The sequence below is a fragment of the Sulfitobacter sp. OXR-159 genome (assembly GCF_034377145.1).
Classification (GTDB): domain Bacteria; phylum Pseudomonadota; class Alphaproteobacteria; order Rhodobacterales; family Rhodobacteraceae; genus Sulfitobacter.
Genome location: NZ_CP139707.1, coordinates 788,662 through 807,243, shown reverse-complemented (window position 1 = coordinate 807,243; position 18,582 = coordinate 788,662). Strand labels below are relative to the sequence as shown.

At 63.0% G+C, this 18,582-nt stretch carries 21 protein-coding genes; 3 read left to right on the top strand and 18 right to left on the bottom strand.

Features of this window, described 5'->3' with window-relative positions:
- Window positions 1-273: 273 nt before the first annotated feature.
- Both pdeM and T8A63_RS03990 read left to right on the top strand, forming a co-directional pair.
- Window positions 274-945 (top strand): ligase-associated DNA damage response endonuclease PdeM, encoded by a 672-nt coding sequence (gene pdeM, locus T8A63_RS03995; protein WP_300054541.1) that lies wholly within the window; start codon window positions 274-276, stop codon window positions 943-945.
- Window positions 942-1,364, top strand: coding sequence for a PaaI family thioesterase (locus T8A63_RS03990; protein WP_322345042.1), 423 nt, complete (start codon window positions 942-944; stop codon window positions 1,362-1,364). Before pdeM ends, T8A63_RS03990 begins: the two co-directional genes overlap by 4 nt.
- Here the strand turns inward: T8A63_RS03990 and folD are convergent.
- The 17 genes from folD to ruvC form a co-directional block, all read right to left on the bottom strand.
- On the bottom strand, window positions 1,361-2,251 hold the full coding sequence (gene folD / locus T8A63_RS03985; RefSeq protein WP_322345041.1) for a bifunctional methylenetetrahydrofolate dehydrogenase/methenyltetrahydrofolate cyclohydrolase FolD: 891 nt from the start codon (window positions 2,249-2,251) through the stop codon (window positions 1,361-1,363). The two genes, T8A63_RS03990 and folD, sit on opposite strands and share 4 nt — an antisense overlap.
- A gap of 74 nt (window positions 2,252-2,325) precedes the next feature.
- The gene (locus tag T8A63_RS03980) at window positions 2,326-4,002 is read right to left on the bottom strand and encodes a formate--tetrahydrofolate ligase (RefSeq protein WP_322345040.1); all 1,677 of its coding nucleotides are present in this window, start codon (window positions 4,000-4,002) and stop codon (window positions 2,326-2,328) included.
- A 111-nt stretch (window positions 4,003-4,113) separates the two neighbouring features.
- Window positions 4,114-4,698 carry an MOSC domain-containing protein gene (locus tag T8A63_RS03975; protein ID WP_132444356.1) on the bottom strand — a complete coding sequence of 195 codons (585 nt, stop codon included), beginning with the start codon at window positions 4,696-4,698 and terminating at the stop codon, window positions 4,114-4,116.
- A gap of 45 nt (window positions 4,699-4,743) precedes the next feature.
- Window positions 4,744-5,397: a hypothetical protein gene (locus T8A63_RS03970; protein ID WP_322345039.1), complete on the bottom strand. Its 654-nt coding sequence runs from the start codon at window positions 5,395-5,397 to the stop codon at window positions 4,744-4,746.
- 148 nt (window positions 5,398-5,545) lie between these two features.
- Window positions 5,546-7,462: an ATP-dependent zinc metalloprotease FtsH gene (gene ftsH / locus T8A63_RS03965; RefSeq protein ID WP_067942389.1), complete on the bottom strand. Its 1,917-nt coding sequence runs from the start codon at window positions 7,460-7,462 to the stop codon at window positions 5,546-5,548.
- Between the two features lie 101 nt (window positions 7,463-7,563).
- Window positions 7,564-8,835 (bottom strand): tRNA lysidine(34) synthetase TilS, encoded by a 1,272-nt coding sequence (tilS, locus tag T8A63_RS03960; protein WP_322345038.1) that lies wholly within the window; start codon window positions 8,833-8,835, stop codon window positions 7,564-7,566.
- Window positions 8,836-8,841: 6 nt separating this feature from the next.
- The gene (ybgF, locus tag T8A63_RS03955; protein ID WP_322345666.1) at window positions 8,842-9,702 is read right to left on the bottom strand and encodes a tol-pal system protein YbgF; all 861 of its coding nucleotides are present in this window, start codon (window positions 9,700-9,702) and stop codon (window positions 8,842-8,844) included.
- A 73-nt stretch (window positions 9,703-9,775) separates the two neighbouring features.
- On the bottom strand, window positions 9,776-10,306 hold the full coding sequence (gene pal, locus T8A63_RS03950) for a peptidoglycan-associated lipoprotein Pal (protein WP_067624244.1): 531 nt from the start codon (window positions 10,304-10,306) through the stop codon (window positions 9,776-9,778).
- Between the two features lie 100 nt (window positions 10,307-10,406).
- The gene (tolB, locus tag T8A63_RS03945; protein ID WP_322345037.1) at window positions 10,407-11,753 is read right to left on the bottom strand and encodes a Tol-Pal system beta propeller repeat protein TolB; all 1,347 of its coding nucleotides are present in this window, start codon (window positions 11,751-11,753) and stop codon (window positions 10,407-10,409) included.
- Window position 11,754: 1 nt separating this feature from the next.
- Window positions 11,755-12,933 carry an energy transducer TonB gene (locus T8A63_RS03940; RefSeq protein ID WP_322345036.1) on the bottom strand — a complete coding sequence of 393 codons (1,179 nt, stop codon included), beginning with the start codon at window positions 12,931-12,933 and terminating at the stop codon, window positions 11,755-11,757.
- 3 nt (window positions 12,934-12,936) lie between these two features.
- Window positions 12,937-13,410: a protein TolR gene (tolR, locus tag T8A63_RS03935; protein ID WP_067626442.1), complete on the bottom strand. Its 474-nt coding sequence runs from the start codon at window positions 13,408-13,410 to the stop codon at window positions 12,937-12,939.
- Between the two features lie 3 nt (window positions 13,411-13,413).
- Window positions 13,414-14,109 carry a protein TolQ gene (gene tolQ, locus T8A63_RS03930; protein ID WP_067942529.1) on the bottom strand — a complete coding sequence of 232 codons (696 nt, stop codon included), beginning with the start codon at window positions 14,107-14,109 and terminating at the stop codon, window positions 13,414-13,416.
- A gap of 117 nt (window positions 14,110-14,226) precedes the next feature.
- Complete coding sequence (locus T8A63_RS03925) at window positions 14,227-14,625, bottom strand: YbgC/FadM family acyl-CoA thioesterase (protein ID WP_322345035.1); 399 nt, start codon at window positions 14,623-14,625, stop codon at window positions 14,227-14,229.
- A complete protein-coding gene (locus T8A63_RS03920) occupies window positions 14,622-15,239 on the bottom strand; it encodes a hypothetical protein (protein ID WP_067942537.1) in 618 nt (205 codons plus the stop codon). The genes T8A63_RS03925 and T8A63_RS03920 overlap by 4 nt, the downstream gene beginning before the upstream one ends.
- 30 nt (window positions 15,240-15,269) lie before the next feature.
- Entirely contained in the window at window positions 15,270-16,289 is a 1,020-nt protein-coding gene (gene ruvB, locus T8A63_RS03915; protein WP_322345034.1) for a Holliday junction branch migration DNA helicase RuvB, read from the bottom strand.
- A gap of 46 nt (window positions 16,290-16,335) precedes the next feature.
- Window positions 16,336-17,013: a Holliday junction branch migration protein RuvA gene (ruvA, locus tag T8A63_RS03910; protein ID WP_322345033.1), complete on the bottom strand. Its 678-nt coding sequence runs from the start codon at window positions 17,011-17,013 to the stop codon at window positions 16,336-16,338.
- Entirely contained in the window at window positions 17,010-17,516 is a 507-nt protein-coding gene (gene ruvC, locus T8A63_RS03905) for a crossover junction endodeoxyribonuclease RuvC (RefSeq protein WP_067916382.1), read from the bottom strand. The genes ruvA and ruvC overlap by 4 nt, the downstream gene beginning before the upstream one ends.
- Window positions 17,517-17,869: 353 nt before the next feature.
- Here ruvC and T8A63_RS03900 point away from each other — a divergent pair, with 353 nt between their 5' ends.
- Window positions 17,870-18,088, top strand: coding sequence for a DUF1127 domain-containing protein (locus T8A63_RS03900; RefSeq protein WP_269346704.1), 219 nt, complete (start codon window positions 17,870-17,872; stop codon window positions 18,086-18,088).
- Between the two features lie 97 nt (window positions 18,089-18,185).
- Here the strand turns inward: T8A63_RS03900 and T8A63_RS03895 are convergent, their stop codons facing one another.
- On the bottom strand, window positions 18,186-18,530 hold the full coding sequence (locus tag T8A63_RS03895; RefSeq protein ID WP_067628411.1) for a hypothetical protein: 345 nt from the start codon (window positions 18,528-18,530) through the stop codon (window positions 18,186-18,188).
- Between the last annotated feature and the right edge of the window lie 52 nt (window positions 18,531-18,582).

Sequence of the window (18,582 nt, the reverse complement as noted above, 5' to 3'; positions counted from 1 at the left end):
CGCGGGCGGAAAGGGTCTGCAAGGTATTTAAAAAAGGATGAAGATATTAAGAGTTCTTTAACCCACGCCGCGCATGTTGATCCCGCGGTACAGGCTGAGGAGCCGATGACCGCAAAGGATGAAGGCGCGTCTCCGGTCAGGTTAACGCCCGGCTGCGGGGCGCGTTTTCTACCTTTCATCCTTTCTTAAATACCACTGCGCTGCCGTTTCCGGTCTTCTGACAATCGCGTTTGACCCCTTGCCAAATCAGCAGCGATCTCCGATGAACAAAGGATGAACGGACTTAAGTTTTCATTCGCCGGGGCGGGGCTGACTGCGCTTGGTTCTGGCGCGCTTTGGTGGCGCGAAAGAGATTTGCTTTGTGTGAGCGACCTTCATTTGGGCAAGTCGGAAAGGATCGCGCGGCGCGGCGGGTCGGCATTGCCGCCTTATGAGACCCGCGATACGTTGAACCGTCTGGCAGCGGATCTGTCCTTTACGCAGGCGCGGCATGTGATCTGCCTTGGCGATAGTTTCGACGACCTTGGCGCGGCGCAGGCGCTGCCGGAGGAAGAACGGTTGTGGATACTGGGCCTCCAAGCCGGACGGCGGTGGGATTGGATTGAGGGCAATCATGATCCCGGCCCCGTAGGCTTGGGCGGCACGCATTTGGGAGAGATAGCGCTCGGCCCGCTGACCTTTCGGCATATCGCCGCGAGCGAGGGCCGGGGCGAGGTGTCGGGGCATTATCATCCTAAGGCATCGATCCGTGCGCGGGGCCGCAGCATCTCGCGTCCGGCCTTTCTGTTTGACAGCAAGCGGCTGATCCTGCCTGCATATGGCACCTATACCGGCGGGCTGCGCAGCCAGTCGCGGGTGCTTTGTGATTTGATGGGGCCGGAAGCCTGCGCGGTGCTGACAGGCGCGCAACCAGTGGCGATCCCCATGCCCGGAAAGGCGCGATGATGGACCAGATTGAACGCCGGGTGCGGGAGAGCTTTGCCAAGCAGACCATGATGCAAACCTTGGGGGCGGAGATTATCGACGTGCAGCCCGGTTTGGTCCGGGTCACGGCACCGGTCCTGCCCGGCGCGATGCAGCAGCAGGGTTTTGGCCATGCGGGACTGACATTTTCCATCGGCGATTCCGCGGCTGGTTATGCAGCGTTGAGCATGCTGCCGCCGGAGGTTGATGTCGTCACGTCTGAGATCAAGATCAACCTGCTGGCCCCCGCCCGTGGGGACCGGCTGATTGCCACGGGCCGGGTGGTGAAACCGGGCCGGCGGCTTTGCGTGGTGACCGCAGAGGTGCATGCGGAAACGGATGGCGCGGCCAAGCTCATCGCCATCCTGCAGGGCACCATCGTGCCTGTGCCTGCCGCTTAGGCGGTCAGCCCTTCGGGTTCTTCCAACCCGTTGGCGCGGCAGCAGGCGGTGACCGTATTGGCCAGCAGGCAAGCGATGGTCATTGGCCCGACGCCGCCCGGCACGGGGGTGATGGCCCCGGCGCGTTGGCTGGCACTGTCGAAATCCACGTCGCCGACCAGTTTGGTTTTCTCGCCAGTCTCAATCCGGTTGATGCCCACGTCGATCACCGTGGCGCCCTCTTTGATCCAATCGCCCGGCACCATTTCGGGGCGCCCCACGGCGGCGACGACGATATCGGCGCGGCGCACCACCTCTGGCAAGTCGCGGGTGCGGCTGTGCGCGATGGTCACGGTGCAGCTATCCTTCAAGAGCAACTGCGCCATCGGTTTACCCACGATGTTTGAGCGGCCGATAACCACCGCGTTCATCCCCGACAGATCCCCATGGTGGTCCCGCAGCATCATTAGGCAGCCAAGCGGGGTGCAGGGCACCATGCTTTTCTGCCCCGTGCCCAGCAGCCCGACGTTGGAGATGTGGAAACCGTCCACGTCCTTGGCGGGCGAGACGGCATTGACCACGCGGGCTTCATCAAGATGATCCGGAAGCGGAAGCTGTACGAGAATGCCGTGTATCTCGGGGTCGTTGTTCAGCGCGTCGATCAGCTTGAGCAGGTCGTCTTGATCCACAGTCGCGGGCAGCTTGTGTTCGACCGATTTCATGCCGACCTCGCGGGTCATTTTGCCCTTGGAGCGGACGTAGACCTGGCTTGCCGGGTCTTCCCCCACCAGCACCACGGCAAGGCCCGGCGTGATGCCGTGATCCGTCGTCAGCCGGGCGACATGGCCCGCCACCTTGTCACGCACCGTTGCTGCAAAGGCTTTGCCGTCGATGATTGTCGCTGCCATATCCGTCTCACTTTCGCTCGCTGCAGGTTGAACACGCCCTACATCACCGCGACGGCGGGTCATTGCAACCCGCCTTAGAACAATCCCTCCACATCGCCATCGGCGTTGAGCTTGATTGCCTCCGCAGATGGCACCCGAGGCAGGCCCGGCATGGTCATGATCTCTCCGCAAATCACGACAACGAACCCGGCCCCCGCCGAGAGCCGAACCTCGCGGATGGGCACGCCGAAGCCTGTGGGCGCGCCGCGCAGATCGGGGTCGGTCGAGAAGCTGTATTGGGTCTTGGCCATGCAGACTGGCAGGTCGCCATAGCCCTGTGCCTCCCAGTCTTTCAACTGATTGCGCACCTTCTGATCGGCCAGCACCTCGTCGGCGCGGTAGATGCGTTTAGCGATGGTCTCGATCTTTTCGAAAAGCGGCATCTCGTCGGCATAGAGCGGGGCAAAGTTCGCGTGATCACCATCGGCAATCTCGGCCACGCGGGTGGCAAGATCGGCAGAGCCTTCGGAACCCAACTCCCAATGGCGCGACAGGATCGCCTCGGCCCCTTGGGCCGCGACATAGTCTTTGACCGTGGCCACTTCGGCGTCGGTGTCGGTGACGAAATGGTTGATCGCCACGACCACGGGCACGCCAAAGGATTTTACGTTCTCGATATGGCGGCCAAGGTTGGCGCAGCCTTTTTGCACCGCCTCTACATTTTCCGTCCCGAGATCCGCTTTCGCCACGCCGCCGTTCATCTTCATCGCCCGCACCGTGGCCACAACCACGACCACCGATGGCGCGAGCCCCGCCTTGCGGCACTTGATGTTCATGAATTTTTCGGCCCCGAGATCGGCACCAAAGCCCGCCTCTGTCACCACGTAATCCGCCAGTTTCAGCGCTGTGGTCGTGGCAATGACCGAGTTACAGCCGTGCGCGATATTGGCAAATGGGCCGCCATGCACGAAGGCCGGGTTATTCTCCAGCGTTTGGACGAGGTTGGGTTGCATTGCGTCTTTCAAGAGCACAGTCATGGCCCCATCCGCCTTGATGTCGCGGGCATAGACCGGGCTGCGGTCGCGGCGGTAGGCCACGATCATCGCGCCGAGGCGCTCTTGCAGATCGCTGAGGTTCTTGGACAGGCAGAGGATCGCCATGACCTCGGAAGCGACGGTGATGTCGAACCCCGTCTCGCGCGGGAAACCGTTGGGCACGCCGCCCAAGGATGCGGTGATCTGGCGCAGGGCGCGGTCGTTCATGTCGACCACGCGCCGCCAAACGACGCGGCGGGTGTCGATCTCAAGCTCGTTCCCCCAGTAGATGTGATTGTCGATCATCGCCGCCAGCAGGTTGTGAGCGCTGGTGATGGCATGAAAGTCGCCGGTGAAATGGAGGTTCATCTCTTCCATCGGCACGATCTGGGCATAGCCGCCGCCTGCTGCCCCGCCCTTCATCCCAAAGTTCGGCCCGAGGGAGGCTTCGCGGATGCAGACCGCCGCCTTTTTGCCGATCCGGTTCAATCCATCGCCGAGCCCAACAGTGGTGGTGGTTTTGCCCTCTCCCGCTGGCGTGGGGTTGATCGCGGTGACGAGGATCAACTTGCCGTTCGGCCGGTCTTGGACGGAATCGATGAACGTCTGGCTTACCTTTGCCTTGTCATGGCCATAGGGCAGCAGGTCGTCGCTGGAGATGCCCAGCTTTTCGCCGATCTCTTGGATAGGGCGTTTCGCCGCTTCGCGGGCGATTTGAATGTCGGTTTTGAAAGCCATGAGAATCCCCTGTTGCCGTTAGTGGCGATTTTTATTCCTTAGCCATAGCGCGACAAGGCCCCGACGGGGGGCCGTGTTTCCGACACTCAAGCATCGCGAAACGGCGCGCGGTCAGCCGAGGTGCGGCCAGACGGGCTGGTTCGGCACGAAAAGCGTCAACCTGTCGCCCACGGCCAGCGGCCCTTCCCGCTCGACCCAAGCGGTCACGCCGCGTTTGCCCTGCGCGGCGGGTTTGAAGCCCTTGCCATGGCCGGGGGCGTCAACCTCAATCTCACGCGCGGGCAGATTGCAGGGGCCATTTTCGATATCCACCACCAAGGTGGCGCCATGGGCGTTTTGCAGCCGCGATCCGGGCGGGACGAGCGTAAAGTCCGGGATGCCTTTGAGGATAATCGACGCGCCCAGCAGGGTCGGGTCAAGCTCAGGCAGGTCCATGGCGGCGGCAATCTGCGCCATCTCTTCGGCCGAGAGGATAGACAACTGGCGGGTATTGCGAATTTCCGTGCCCTTAGGATGCAGGTTGCGCACGCGGACGCAGGCCGGACGGGTCAGCCCGGCGTGGAAATCCCCCTCAAAGCCTGCATAGGTCGCCCGCGCCTGATCCATCGCGACCGAGCGGATGTTTTCGCGATCCTGAGGGACCATGCCCAGCCAAGTGATTTCGGCGACATGGTCTGTCTTGCGTAGCTCGGGCATCGTGCGGTCCTTCGGGGTGGTTTGGGTGACTGCTGAACCCTAGGCTCACTGTCGGATCAAATGCACCTTAAATCCGCCACCGCTCAATGAGGCCTTGGTGAGGGTGCCCGCGGTATAGACAAGCGCCATCCCGAAGGATTTTAGATAAAAGGGAGAGACATAGCCCGGCCCCATGACAACGCGGTAAGACATATCGCAATGCACGGCAGGGCCTTCCTCACGGACCTCTTGGGTCGCGACTTGGACCACGCGGCGGCCATCGTAGAGCGCCAGCGGAGAGGGGCAGCTATTGCCGGTGGCAAGGGCGGCGAAAAGCTCAGGCGGGAAAAGAACGCCGGGCGGCACCGCTTTGGCATCCGACAGTTCCGTCATTTCCGAAGACGGCGTGATTTCAACCGAAGTGACCCGCCCCGCCGTTCGGTCAATCGCGATATCGCGCGTCTCGCTGCCCCGGTTCGCACCCAGATAGCTGGCCGTGTTCCCGTTAGATTGGGTGACCGCGTTGAAGCTGCCGTTCTTGATGCCGAAAGGAGCGTTGTTGAGAGACAACAAAAACGCGGCGTTCCGGCTTTGACCGTTGAACTGCAACGTGCCCAACTGACGCCCGCCCAATGCCACGGCGTAGGTTAGCGGATCGGCCCAAGCCGGACCGCCAGTAACCGCAAAGAGAACGGCAAGGGCAGAAAGGATGCGGCGCATAAGACCCCCGGCAGGTTAGGAATTCCACCCCTGTCTAACGCGCTGGCGGCTGTGAAGCGATAGGGGAAATTCCGCCCATTGCCCAAGGGTCAGCCCAAAACGAAAAAACCCCGCCGAAGCGGGGTTTTTCATAGGGTCGCAGGCCGGATCACACCGAAGGTTCAGGCTCCATTCCGCCATCCTTCGGCGGGGTTTTCTTGCCCTTCGCCTTGGGGATCGCGGTGACGCTGGGTGCGCTGCCCGCGTCGGAGTTGTCGTCATCGGAGTCTTCGGCAGGCGGCAGACCATCCATGACACGTTTGATCTCATCGCCGGTGAGGGTCTCATATTCCAGCAGACCTTGGGCCAGACGCTCGAACTCCACCTCTTTCTCCGAGATGATTTTCATCGCATGGTCATAGCCGTCTTGGATGAACTGCTGCACCTCTTTTTCAACCAACTCCTTGGTGTTGGCCGAGACGGAGAACCCAGCGGTATTGCCCTGATAGCCCTGCGCGGCTTCGGAATAGTCGATGTTGCCGACCTTATCGGACATGCCCCATTGCAGCACCATCGCACGGGCCAGAGCGCTGGCCTGCTGGATGTCGCCCGCCGGGCCGTTGGACACGGAATCGGGGCCGTATTTGTGGATTTCCGCCGCCTTGCCGGCCATGGCCATGGCCAAACGCTGGTGGCATTCGTCCTTGAACATGTTCAGCCGGTCGATTTCGGGCAGGCTCATCACCATGCCAAGCGCGCCGCCGCGCGGGATGATCGTGGCTTTGTAGACCGGGTCGCATTTCGGCAGCGTCATGCCGACCAGCGCGTGACCGGCTTCATGATAGGCGGTCATCTCCTTCTGCTCGGCGGTCATCACCATCGAGCGGCGCTCTGGCCCCATCATCACCTTGTCCTTGGCCTGTTCGAAATCGACCATGGTGACGAAACGGCGGCCGACACGGGCAGCCATCAGAGCGGCCTCATTCACCAGGTTCGCCAAATCCGCGCCCGAAAAGCCCGGCGTGCCGCGCGCGATGATGCGCAGGTCAACATCCGGCCCCAGTGGGGTCTTGCGCGCGTGGACCGAGAGGATCTTCTCGCGACCTTTGATGTCGGGGTTCGGCACGGTCACCTGACGGTCGAAACGGCCCGGACGCAGCAGCGCGGGGTCAAGCACGTCACGGCGGTTGGTCGCGGCGAGGATGATGACACCTTCGTTGCTCTCAAAACCGTCCATCTCGACCAGAAGCTGGTTCAAGGTCTGCTCACGCTCGTCGTTGCCGCCGCCATAACCGGCACCCCGGTGGCGACCCACGGCATCGATCTCGTCGATGAAGACGATACAAGGGGCATTTTTCTTGGCCTGTTCGAACATGTCGCGCACGCGGGACGCGCCGACGCCTACGAACATCTCGACAAAGTCGGAGCCGGAGATAGTGAAGAAGGGCACGCCCGCCTCACCCGCGATGGCGCGGGCCAGCAGCGTCTTACCGGTGCCCGGAGGGCCCACCAGCAACGCGCCTTTGGGGATCTTGCCGCCAAGGCGCGAGAATTTCTGCGGGTTGCGCAGGAATTCGACGATTTCCTCAAGCTCTTCCTTGGCCTCATCGATGCCCGCCACGTCGTCAAAGGTCACGCGGCCCTGCTTTTCGGTCAGCATCTTGGCCTTGGATTTGCCAAAGCCCATCGCCCCGCCTTTGCCGCCGCCCTGCATGCGGTTCATGAAGTAGATCCACACACCGATCAGCAGCGCGATGGGCAGAAGCGACATCAGGAAAGTCTGGAAACCAGACTGTTGCTGCGGACGCGCTTTGACCGGAATATCGTTGGAGATCAAAAGCTGGGTCAGCTCGGCATCGCCGGGTTTGATCGTCAGGTAGTCGGCGCCATCCGCCTTGCGGAACCGAACCTGCTCGCCATCCAATGTCACATTACGGACATCACCATCCTGTACGGAGGTGACGAATTCGGAATAGCTGACCTCGTTGTTTTGCAGCGACCCGCTGGACCCGCTGAACAGGTTGAACAGCGCCAGTACCAGCAACATCAGGACAACCCAGAAGGCGAGGTTACGAACATTTCCCAAGGGAATTCTCCTAAATTCACACGGCCGCGGGCAAGTCCCGCGACCCAAGGGGCGCCCGTTCGGGCAACCACCACACTAAGATAGACATGATGCGCTCATGTTCAATGCGATAATGGCGCGGTTTCGTTGCATTCCGCGCCGCTTTCGCGCTGGACATGCCATTTCTCGACCAGCCCGGCAAGGGGCGCTGCAAGCAGGCGCGCGCCCTCCCAGATCGCCGGGGTCGACAACAGCATAGCACGGGGCCGCCCAAGGCGGCGCCAATCGGGGCATTGGGCAAGGCCCTCGGCCCCCAAGGCCCGCAATTCAGCGCCCTGCGGCAGCCCCTCTGGGGGCGTCGCACGCCAGCGCCGGTCCCAAAGCTGATCCGCAGGCACCCGCAGGTCGCGCACCGCGTTATATTCCCGAAAGACCCAGATTTCACCGCGCCGAAGCAGCGCCTGACAGCCCCCCAGCGTGGCCGCCTGCCCCTCGGCCAACCCCGCGATCAGGGCCGCCACGGGGCCGCGGCGCGGGGGGTAGGTGCCGCCGTTGACCTGCCCAAGCGCATGAATCATCAAGCGGCGGCGGATCTCTTCGGGCGCGGCAAAAAAGCCCTCGGCCTGCATCACCTGTGCGCCCGCCTCCATGCGCAGAATATCGCCTGCCGTTCTGTCGGTCTGGCTTTTCAGCGCCTCCCGGGCGGTGGCCATGTTGCGCGCCACCTCGGCCAAGGCCTCTACGTCGATGCCAAGCGGCGCGAGGGCGGCAAGACTTTGACGGGTTTGAATGCGGGCGAAACGCGGGTCATCGTTGCTGGGGTCGTCGACCCACTCAACGGCCGCGCGCCTCAGATGCCCTCGCAATGCCTCACGTCGGGCAAAAAGCAGCGGGCGCAGCCATATGATGCCGTGCCGCTTGCTGCGCGGCGCCATGGCCGACAGGCCGTCCACCCCCGACCGGCGGGCCAATCGCATCAGCACCGTTTCGGCCTGATCGTCCGCCGTATGGCCAAGCGCCACGCAGGGCAGCCCGCGCCGCTCTGCCCAATCGGCCATCAGCCGATATCGCGCCTCACGCGCCGCGTTTTGCAGGTTGCCTTGCCCGTCCCACCCCCGCCAGCGCAGTGTTTCATGCGACAAGCCCAGAGCGCTGGCACGTCGCGCGACGAAGGCGGCCTCTCCGGCGGCTTCGGGGCGCAGACCATGGTCGACAGTCACGGTTTCAAGATCTGTGCCCGCCGCTGCCGAAAGCCCATGCAACAGCGACAGCAGAGCCATGGAATCGCCCCCGCCCGAGACTGCAACGCCTAGGCGAGGGGGCAGCGTACCGCCCAGCCCCGCCAGCAGCCCCTTGGCCAGCGCTGCATCAGCCGTCGCGGCAGGCGCAGTCATCAGCGGTTAGGAACAACCCAGCGTCTGGCGCTGCGCTTCGGCTTGGCTCACCTGCGGGGCGCCCGGGAAACGCACGGCAACCTCCGCGAGGGTCACGCAGGCCTCTTGTGTTTGCTCCAACACGCCAAGCGCGCGCCCCAACTCAAACAGCGACTTGGGGGCCACTGGCCCTTCGGGATCGGTGCTGAAGGCCGCGAGATAGGCACGAGCCGCTTCGCGGTTGTCGCCCAAACCGGTCAGCGCTTCGCCGCGGCGCATCTCGGCTTCGGCGGCTAGCGGACCACCGGGGTAGGTCTGACTGAAGGTCGCAAAGAGATCGGCGGCGCTGCGAAAGTCACCGTTTGCGAGCGCCCCCTGCGCCCGCTCGAAATCGGTCTTTTCGCTGACCGCCAGCTCTGCCTCGTTGATGGGGGTGATGATGCCGTTTGAAGGTGCTGCGCCACCGCTGCCGGGGGTCATCTCAACCACCTCGCGGTCGGCTTCGGGGGCGGGTGCGACCACGGTTGGAGCCTCCCCTCCGCCGAGGGTCGAGGTCTCTCCGAGCGCGCCCAGATCGCCGCCTTCAAGCTCGACCAAACGGTATTCCAGATCCCCGATCCGGTTGGTGCCATCGGCCACGATCCGGTTGATCCGGTTCTCCATCTCCTCGGTCTTGGAGGTGAGGCGTTGCAATTCGCTTTCCATGGTGCCGACACGCTCAAGCACAGAGCTGCCGCCGGTCTCAACCGAGCCGCCGCCCGTGGTCGAAAGTTCGCGGCGCAGCTTTTGCACCTCGACACTGAGCACGGTCAACTGCTGGCGGATGTCCGCCAGCGTCTGATCGTTGTCCTGCGCCATAAGCGCGGCGGGGGCGGTCATCAGCCCCATCACCGCCACGAAGATATATCGCTTCAGCACATCGGCCTCCTTGGATTGGTCATTGCTTGGGCTGGCGCCGCAATTAGCTGGTCAGTGCGCCACCGGCCAGAACGGTCACGGCACGGCGGTTTTTGGCATAGCAGGCCTCTTCCGAGCAGATCTCGATCGGGCGCTCTTTGCCATAGCTGATGGTCTTGAGGCGCGATGCCGCAACACCGCGGGAAATCATATACTCGCGCACGGCATTGGCACGACGACCGCCAAGCGCGATGTTGTATTCACGGGTGCCCTGCTCATCCGCGTGACCTTCGATCACGGCTTGATAATCCGTATTGGTCTGCAGCCAAGCCACCTGCCCGTCGAGCGTGGCACGGCCTTGGTCGGTCAGCGTGGATTGGTCCACGAGGAACAGCACCCGGTCGCCGACAGCCTGCTGGAAATAGGCGGTGGAGGTGGGGTCGTTCGCGCTGCCCGGCACCACGCCGGCGTTGACCCCTGCGCCTGCATTGGCCCCGGCGCCGCCCATGCCATCGGCACCAAAACGGTCGGGGTTTGTACAGGCCGACACGGCCAATGCGGAAATCAAAAGCGTGCTGGTCAAAATGCGTTTCATGGGGGTCTGCCTTCTCTGTGGTGGCGTTGTTGTTGCTGGTGTTAACACAGGCGCGAGATCATTGGAATTGCCCGCGCCCGTATGGGAGGTCTGGAAAACGTTACTGCTGCAGCGGTGACCAAGAGGGGTCAGAGCCGCCTTCGGGCGTGCGCACCGGCTTGAGGTTGCGCCCCGAAATATCGACCGAATAGAGCGAGGACGACCCGCCCGCCCCTTGGGTTTCGCGGGCGAACATGATCACCCGGCCATTGGGCGCCCAAGTCGGACCTTCATCAAGGAAGGACGCGGTCAGCAGGCGCTCTTCGGAGCCATCAAGACGCATCACGCCGATGTGGAAACGGCCCTTGTTCTGCTTGGTGAAAGCCACCAAATCCCCGCGCGGCGACCAAACGGGCGTGCCATAACGCCCTTCGCCAAAGGAAATTCGCGTCGCCTCTCCGCCTGTGGCGGGCATGACGTAAAGCTGCGGACTGCCGGAACGGTCGCTCTCAAAGACGATCCTGCTGCCATCGGGAGAGAAGCTGGGCGCGGTCTCAATGGCGGGGGTATTGGTCAGCCGCACTGACTGGCCGCTGTTGATATCCATCGAAAAGATGTCGGTATTGCCGCCTTGGCTCAGCGAATAGACAACCGTTTGACCACTGGGCGAGAAGCGTGGCGCAAAGGCCATGGAGCCTTCGGCGCTTTGCAGCGCGCGGCGTTGGACGGTGCCGATGTCCAGCACATAGATGCGCGGAAAACCGCTTTCATAGCTGGTGTAGAGCACCCGGTCACCGCTGGGAGAGAATCGCGGGGCAAGCACGATGGAGCCTGAATCGGTCAGGTACTTCAGGTTGGCCCCGTCGTAGTCCATTACCGCCAAACGCTTCTGGCGGTCGTCCTTCGGCCCGGTTTCGGAAACAAAGACAACACGGCTGTCGAAATAGCCGCCCTCGCCGGTGATCCGGCTGTAAACCGCATCGGCCACCTTATGCGCCATGCGGCGCCAGCCATCGACGGTGCCGCTGAATTGCAGACCGCCCTGCCCGTTGCTGTCGAGCAATTCCTCGCCCGAGAAGACATCGTAGACGCGGAACTTCACATTCACGCTGTTGCCGGTGACATTGACCGCCCCGGTGATCAGCGCCTGCGCGTTGATCGCTTTCCAGTCGGCATATTCCACCGGCGCGTTAAAGTCGCTGACGGTCGAGATATAGGCGCTGGCCGGGATTTCGCGGAAAAGGCCCGTGCCGGTCAGGTCTTCTGAGACGACGCGCGCCAGATCGACGGCCAGTTGCCCGGCCTCACCGCTTTCAGGCTGAAAGCTGGGCACGGCAAAGGGCAAAGGCTCAATCGTCGGGTCGTCGATCACGATGCGCAGCGGTTGGGCCTGCGACGCATTGGGGGCCAGGGTGAACGTGGCCGCCGTGGCGCAGAGCGCCAGTAGTCCCAGAAGTCTAGTCAGCATGTTATCGGCTCCTCATTGGGTCGAATGTCATCTCGATGTCTTGCCATTGGCTGTATTTTTCCTGCGGCAGTTTGTAACCGCTGCTGCCGCAACGAATGACCGCGCGTTTCGCGGCTTCAAAGGCCTGACGTGCGGCGGTGTCGCTGCCACCGCTGGAACTCAGCAGGCGGATCGAACTGGCCACGGGCGTGCCGTCGGTGTTCATCTGCATGCCGACAACGACCGTGGTACGCGCCGCTTCGGTCGACAGCGCGCCGATGTTCCAGCAGGCCGATACCGCGACGCGCAGAGACTCGCGCTCACCCGATGACAGCGGCGGGCCGCTTGGCACAGGCGCGGTTGTCTCAGGCTGGCCCAAGACTTCGCTCAGCGCATCCGCGATGGCATCTTCGGTCGAGCTGGAGGTCGTGGGTTCCTCAACGGGCTCCGGGGTTGGCTCAGGCTCGGGCGTTGGTTCGGGCGTCGGGGCGGGCGCTGGCGTCTCGGCGGGTTCTTCCGGTGCCTCGGCCACCTCGACAGGCGGCGGCGGTGTCGGGCGGCGGCCCGGCGGACGCGCAGAAGCCGCCGGCGCTTTGTCGGCTTCGGTGACGATCTCGGTCGTGCTGTCCTCAGGCGTGCGGGCCTCTTGCGGCTCTTCCACGACGGTTTCCGCCTCGGCTTCGGCATCTGGTGCTACGGCGGGCTGCTCGTCCAGATCGGGGCGCAGTTCGGGGTCAGGCTGCTCTACCGGTTCTGGGGCCACACGCGGCGCTTCGCGCGGGCGGGCTTCGGGCGCGATTTCGGGCACCAGCACGGCGGTATCGCCCACCGGCTCGTTCATCTCGGGCGGCGTGTCATCCACTTGGGTCTGCGGCGGCAACTCCAGTTCCGTCACCTCGGGGGGGAGGTCTTCGGGCGGGGTTTCGGTCTGCACCGGCTCTGGCTGTTCGATCTGCGTGTCCGGCTCTGCCGTCACTTCGGGGGTCTCTTCGCTTACCTCCGGCGGCGCGGGCTGGGCCACTTCGGTGGCCGACGCGGGCGGCTGCTGGGCCGCGACCAGCGCGTCATATTCGGCGGCCGAGATCACCGAGACCTCGGTCATCTCAACGGGCTCAGGCTCGGAGGTGAAGATGCTTCCAAACAACAGCCAGCCGATAAGACCCAGATGCCCGGCACCTGATATGTAATGCCCGGTATGCACCGCTCAGCCACCCGACGTGTCGCTGCCGTCCAACGCCGGGCCACCGATGTCGGTCACCAGACCGATGTTGGAAAAGCCGCCTGCGTTGAGCGCGCCCATGACTTCCATGACCTGCGCATAAGACACTTTGCCATCCGCGCGCAAAAACACCCGGTCGCTGGCCCGTTCAGAGGCGATCGCCCGCAGTTTGGTGATCAGTTGGTCGCGGGGCGTGTCGGTGGTTTGGATTTGCACGGCCCCCTCGGCGGTGAGCGTAACGGTCAGCGGCTCTTCCTGCTCGGATGGCAGGGCCGTGGCGGCGGTCTTGGGCAATTCCACCGGCACGCCCACAGTCAGCAGCGGAGCCGCGACCATGAAGATGATCAAGAGCACCAGCATCACATCGACGAAAGGCGTGACGTTGATCTCGGCCATCGGCTGTGCGCGTCCGCGACGCCGCCCCTTGCCACCTTGTTTTTTCATGACACCTGCGCCCATGGCTTAGCTGTCCAACTGGCGGCTGAGGATGGTGGCGAATTCGTCCGAGAAGGCCTCGTAATTGCCAAGGATGCGGTCGCTGTCGGCGCTCAGTTTATTGTAGAACACAACCGCCGGGATCGCGGCCAGAAGGCCGATACCGGTCGCCAGCAGTGCCTCGGCAATACCGGGGGCGACGACGGCGAGGTTGGTGTTTTGTTGCGCGGCGATCTCAATGAACGAGTTCATAATGCCGAAGACCGTCCCGAACAAGCCGACAAACGGTGCAGTTGAGCCCACCGTCGCCAAGACCGGCAGCCCCTTTTGCAAACGCTCAGCTTCTTTTGAGATCGCCACATCCATGGAGCGGTCAATCCGTGCGGTGGCGCCGGGGATCAACGCGCCATCTTCGCGGTGCGAGCGGCGCCATTCCGACATGCCAGCGGCGAAGATTTTTTCTGAGGGTCCATCCGGGTCAGCGCCGATGGTGTCAAAGAGCCCGTCGAGCGGCTCGCCCGACCAGAACGCCTGATCGAACTGCGCGGCCTCAGCACGGGCTTTGCGGTACTGGATGGTCTTTTGAACGATGATCGACCAAGACCAGAAAGAGGCCCCGATCAGCATGATCATTACAAGTTTGACCGTGACTGTCGCCTTCGCGAACAGACCCCACAGGGAGAAATCAATCCCCTGTGCCAATGCCAGCGTCTCTGCTTCCATTTAACTATGCTCTTTTACTGCCGCCCCTTTGGGGCATTCTGCCTCTGGGCCCTATTTTCCGGCCTCTATTTGGAGCAAAGCTAACGGACTGCAACCGAGATTGCCAGAATTATGGTATCAGGCCGCAGGATCGCCGTCCGACAGGCGGAGTTTCGCTGGCAAACGGGTGGGTTTCCCGGCCGTGGTCATGCAAACGGCGGTGACTTTGGCGCGAAAGATGACCTTGCCATCGCGTAGCACGTCTTGGTCAAACACCCAACGCACCGGCCCTTCGGCCTGATGGGTGGTCTGCACCTCCAACCGGTCGCCAAAGCGTGCAGCACCCAGATAATCCGCCTCTACCCGCGTTACGACAAAGACCAGCCCTTCGTCTCGCATGGCGCGTTGATCAAGGCCAATCTGTTCGACGATATCCGACCGAGCCCGTTCGATATAGCGCAGGTAGTTGGCGTAGTAGACCACGCCCGCCATGTCGGTGTCTTCGTAGAAAATGCGGACCGGAAAGCTATGGCTCATGCCGACACCCGCGCGGCGAGGCGCAGCGCATGGCTTGCGTCATTGGCGGCGGGCGGCATCACCGGATCATAGGCGGCGCGGATCACGTCGGCCACTTCGGGGCGCAGCACCAGCGCCTCATCGGCCAGCGCCAGCGGCGACTGCTCGGCAAAGGCGTCCTCGGACCAGAGCAGGATGACCTGCACCGCTTGGCTCAGCGCCAAGACTTGCGCCGACATCTCGCGCAAACTGTCGTCCATGCGCAGGAAGACAAAGGCCGCCTTGATCGCGCCGTTTTCTTCAAAGCGGAAGAAACGGTACTGATTGGCCCCAGCGGCCTGCAAGCGTTCGACCTGCCCTGCGAGATCGGGCACCAGCCCGTCCATCCCCGGCACGTCCAAAAGCTCTGCCCAATCGGCGAAGAAGAACATCATCAGATTGCTGCCCAGTTCGGGATCGGTCTCGACCATGTCGTGTCCGGCGAGCTTGGCAACAGCCTCAAGCGCGCCTTTCACCACTGGCAGCGCCGCCTCTTCGATCCCAAAGGCCACCGGCGCAATGGGGCGGCCCCAGCGGGCAAAGGCGAACTGCCCATCGCGGCGGGTGAAAAGGGTCTCGATCTGCTCTGCGGTCATCGTCATCTGTCTTACCTTCGCTCCGGGGCGTCAGTCAAAAAGGTCGCTCTGCCCTTTGGGCGCGGCCATGCCGAGATGGCTCCACGCCTTGGCCGCCAACATTCTGCCGCGCGGGGTACGCTGGATCAGCCCTTGCTGCAACAGGAACGGCTCGATCACCTCCTCCAGTGCGTCACGGCTTTCCGACAGCGCGGCGGAGAGGGTTTCGATCCCCACCGGGCCGCCCTGATAATTCTCTGCGATCAGTTTGAGGTAACGGCGGTCCGCGCCATCAAGGCCCAGATGATCGACCCCGAGCCGCGTCAGGGCCATGTCGGCCAAATCGCGGGTCACGCGGCCATCGCCCTCAACCACCGCGAAATCCACCACCCGGCGCAGCAGGCGGCCCGCGATGCGCGGCGTGCCGCGGGCGCGTTTCGCAATCTCGCGGGCACCGCCTTCGTCCGCGGGCGCACCCAGTTTGCGAGCATTGCGGTCGACGATGATGTAAAGCTCGTCTTCGGTGTAGAATTGCAGCCGGGTCGGGATGCCGAAACGGTCGCGCAAAGGCGTGGTCAGCAGGCCCATGCGGGTGGTGGCCCCGACCAGCGTGAAGGGCTGCAACTCAATCCGCACGGTCCGCGCGGCGGGGCCTTCGCCGATCACCAGATCAAGCTCGAAATCTTCCAGCGCGGGGTAAAGCACCTCTTCCACAGCGGGGTTCAGCCGGTGGATCTCGTCGATAAACAACACGTCACGCGCTTCGAGGTTGGTCAGGATCGCCGCCAGATCGCCCGCCTTGGCCAATACCGGGCCAGAGGTCATGCGAAAGCCCACGCCCAATTCCCGCGCCATGATCTGCGCCAGTGTGGTTTTACCTAAGCCCGGAGGCCCGTGAAACAACGTGTGATCCATCGCCTCGCCACGCTGGCGGGCGGATTGGATGAAGACGGCAAGGTTCGCCCGCGCCTCGGCTTGGCCGACAAATTCCGCCAGCATCTGTGGCCGCAAAGCGCGGTCAAAGTCTTCGGGCATCGGCTCGGGCCGCACGGTGGGGTCAATGTCGGTCATAGGGCCTCGTTATGGCGCAGGGCGGAGGGTTCTGCCAGAGGGGGTATCACCCCTTGGGCGCCAACAGCTTGAGCGCCGCGCGGATCAGCGTCGGCGTGTCCGCCTCTGGCATCTCGCCCGCCGCCTGCGCCACAGCGCCCGCCGCGTCACCGGGACCGTAACCAAGGTTGCCAAGCGCCGAAAGCGCCTCGGACTGAGCCGAAGCATTCGGCGCGGCGGCTTTTGGCGCGGGGCGTGGGGTGGCGGCTTCGATCACGGTCTCATCGGCGGCGGCCTGCGCCTCTCCCAGAGCGTCGGCCACGGTGCCGGTCATCGCCATCACGCCGGGAGCCTTGTCCTTGAGATCAAGCACCAGGCGCTGTGCGATTTTGGGGCCAATGCCCTTGGCGGCCTTTACCGCGTTCCAATCGCCAAGCGCGATTGCGCGGCTCACGCCATCCGGGCCGAGCGTTCCGAGGATTGCCAGCGACGCCTTTGCCCCGACCCCCTGAACCGAGGTCAGCAACCGGTGCCATTCCTTTTCCACCAGCGTTTGAAAGCCAAAGAGTTGCATCAGGTCTTCGCGCACCACCAGATCGGTATAAAGCGCCACGACTTCGCCCACACCGGGCAGCGCGGCCATGGTCCGGTCAGAGACATAGACAAGGTACCCCACACCGCGCACGTCGATCAGCACATGGTCGGCGGCACGGTAGTCAATGCGGCCCGAGAGTTTGCCGATCATGCGCTCGCCCTCGCCACCGCTTGCGCGAGGGTGCTGGCCCCGCCGTGATGCGCGTGACAGATCGCGATGGCCAGCGCATCGGCGGCATCCGGGCCTGCAATCTCGATCCCCGGCATCTGCATCTTCACCATATGCGCCACCTGTCCCTTATCCGCGTGGCCCACGCCGACCACCGTTTTCTTGACCTTGTTGGGGGCATATTCGCCCACCGTCAAACCAAACTGCGCGGGCACCAGCATCGCGATGCCCCGCGCCTGACCCAGCTTCAGGGTCCCGGCCCCGTCTTTGTTCACGAAAGTCTGTTCAACCGCCGCCGCCTGTGGCTGCCACATGGTCAGCACGCGCGTCAGCTGCCCGTGCAAAGACAAAAGCCGCGCGCCAAGGTCGTCGCCTTCGGAATGACAGATGCCATTGGCCACATGGGCGATTCGGCTGCCCGACACGTCGATCACGCCCCAGCCCAGATTGCGCAGCCCCGGATCTATGCCGATCACCCGTATCATCTCTGCCCTCGATAAAATTGTTGCTTTTTTGGTGCACTAGCACGAAACGCGAACATCGCAAAGCCCTGATGCGCGGCGGGCGCTTTACGACATGCATCCTGTCGCTTTTGAACCGCGGTGTCGGATTGCGCCTCTCCATGCTGCAAAACCGACATCAGGAAGCCGGAAATTTTCCCGTAAAGATAGTGGGTTAGCCGTCATTTCGACCTATGCACAAAACGCAAGGCACGCTGTCGTTTTTGAGGGATTGCGCGGGGCGCTTTTCAGGCATAATTGCCGAAAATCACGTTTTGCAGGTCGCGCTTTCCTCCCCCCCTGCAGACACAACCGACGATCAAACAAAGGACGGCCCCATGGCAGCTTTCGACACCACCCGCACCGCTTACGGCTCCACCTCGGCCGTCACACGTATTTTTGGTTTTTTCGGCGCGTTCTTCGCGGCGGTCGAAGATTGGCAAGACAGCCGCGCGACCCGCAAGGCGCTGTCGGACCTGACCGACCTTGAATTGCAGGACATCGGCTTGATCCGGGGTGACATTGACCTCGTCGCACAGAACCACTTTGTTCGCTAAGCCTGCGCCCTGCCCGTATCGAAACCTACCCGAACAAAAAGCCGCAGCGGAAGGCATCCGCTGCGGCTTTTTTATGTCAAGAATCAGTGACTTAAGATCACCGCATGATCGGGCCGGTCAGCCCGGCTACTGTCTTGGTCAGCGGGTCGATGGCCATCATTTTGGCGCCGATCTGCTCTAGGTTTGAACCATTGGCCAGCCGCGACAGGCGTTCGTTATAGGTCACCGGGCCGATCGCGGCGAGTGTGAAGGCTTTGAAGCCGAAAAATACCAGAACGATCAGGAAAAACCCCATCATCGGGAAACCCCGACGGGCACGTTTCGGCAAGACGGAGATCAACCCGTCGCGCCCGACGCGGGTGACATATCCCCGTTCCATCTTCCGATGCTTGCGCCCCAGAAGTTCGATCCGTTTCGCGAATTGAGCGTGTCCTTCAGCCATCACAGCCTCCGTAGCAATCCGGCCCCCACCGTTTGCTGCCAATTTGAATAAA

What these genes read in the sequence shown, in the direction of transcription:
- pdeM (WP_300054541.1), top strand. Translation starts at nt 274, where the DNA reads ATGAACGGACTTAAGTTTTCATTCGCCGGGGCGGGGCTGACTGCGCTT.
- ruvA (WP_322345033.1), bottom strand. Translation starts at nt 17,013, where the DNA reads ATGATCGGCAAACTCTCGGGCCGCATTGACTACCGTGCCGCCGACCAT.
- T8A63_RS03925 (WP_322345035.1), bottom strand. Translation starts at nt 14,625, where the DNA reads ATGAGCCATAGCTTTCCGGTCCGCATTTTCTACGAAGACACCGACATG.
- ruvB (WP_322345034.1), bottom strand. Translation starts at nt 16,289, where the DNA reads ATGACCGACATTGACCCCACCGTGCGGCCCGAGCCGATGCCCGAAGAC.
- tolQ (WP_067942529.1), bottom strand. Translation starts at nt 14,109, where the DNA reads ATGGAAGCAGAGACGCTGGCATTGGCACAGGGGATTGATTTCTCCCTG.
- folD (WP_322345041.1), bottom strand. Translation starts at nt 2,251, where the DNA reads ATGGCAGCGACAATCATCGACGGCAAAGCCTTTGCAGCAACGGTGCGT.
- tolB (WP_322345037.1), bottom strand. Translation starts at nt 11,753, where the DNA reads ATGCTGACTAGACTTCTGGGACTACTGGCGCTCTGCGCCACGGCGGCC.
- T8A63_RS03980 (WP_322345040.1), bottom strand. Translation starts at nt 4,002, where the DNA reads ATGGCTTTCAAAACCGACATTCAAATCGCCCGCGAAGCGGCGAAACGC.
- tilS (WP_322345038.1), bottom strand. Translation starts at nt 8,835, where the DNA reads ATGACTGCGCCTGCCGCGACGGCTGATGCAGCGCTGGCCAAGGGGCTG.
- T8A63_RS03990 (WP_322345042.1), top strand. Translation starts at nt 942, where the DNA reads ATGATGGACCAGATTGAACGCCGGGTGCGGGAGAGCTTTGCCAAGCAG.
- T8A63_RS03975 (WP_132444356.1), bottom strand. Translation starts at nt 4,698, where the DNA reads ATGCCCGAGCTACGCAAGACAGACCATGTCGCCGAAATCACTTGGCTG.
- pal (WP_067624244.1), bottom strand. Translation starts at nt 10,306, where the DNA reads ATGAAACGCATTTTGACCAGCACGCTTTTGATTTCCGCATTGGCCGTG.
- T8A63_RS03895 (WP_067628411.1), bottom strand. Translation starts at nt 18,530, where the DNA reads ATGGCTGAAGGACACGCTCAATTCGCGAAACGGATCGAACTTCTGGGG.
- ruvC (WP_067916382.1), bottom strand. Translation starts at nt 17,516, where the DNA reads ATGATACGGGTGATCGGCATAGATCCGGGGCTGCGCAATCTGGGCTGG.
- T8A63_RS03970 (WP_322345039.1), bottom strand. Translation starts at nt 5,397, where the DNA reads ATGCGCCGCATCCTTTCTGCCCTTGCCGTTCTCTTTGCGGTTACTGGC.
- T8A63_RS03900 (WP_269346704.1), top strand. Translation starts at nt 17,870, where the DNA reads ATGGCAGCTTTCGACACCACCCGCACCGCTTACGGCTCCACCTCGGCC.
- T8A63_RS03920 (WP_067942537.1), bottom strand. Translation starts at nt 15,239, where the DNA reads ATGACCGCAGAGCAGATCGAGACCCTTTTCACCCGCCGCGATGGGCAG.
- tolR (WP_067626442.1), bottom strand. Translation starts at nt 13,410, where the DNA reads ATGGGCGCAGGTGTCATGAAAAAACAAGGTGGCAAGGGGCGGCGTCGC.
- ybgF (WP_322345666.1), bottom strand. Translation starts at nt 9,702, where the DNA reads ATGGGGCTGATGACCGCCCCCGCCGCGCTTATGGCGCAGGACAACGAT.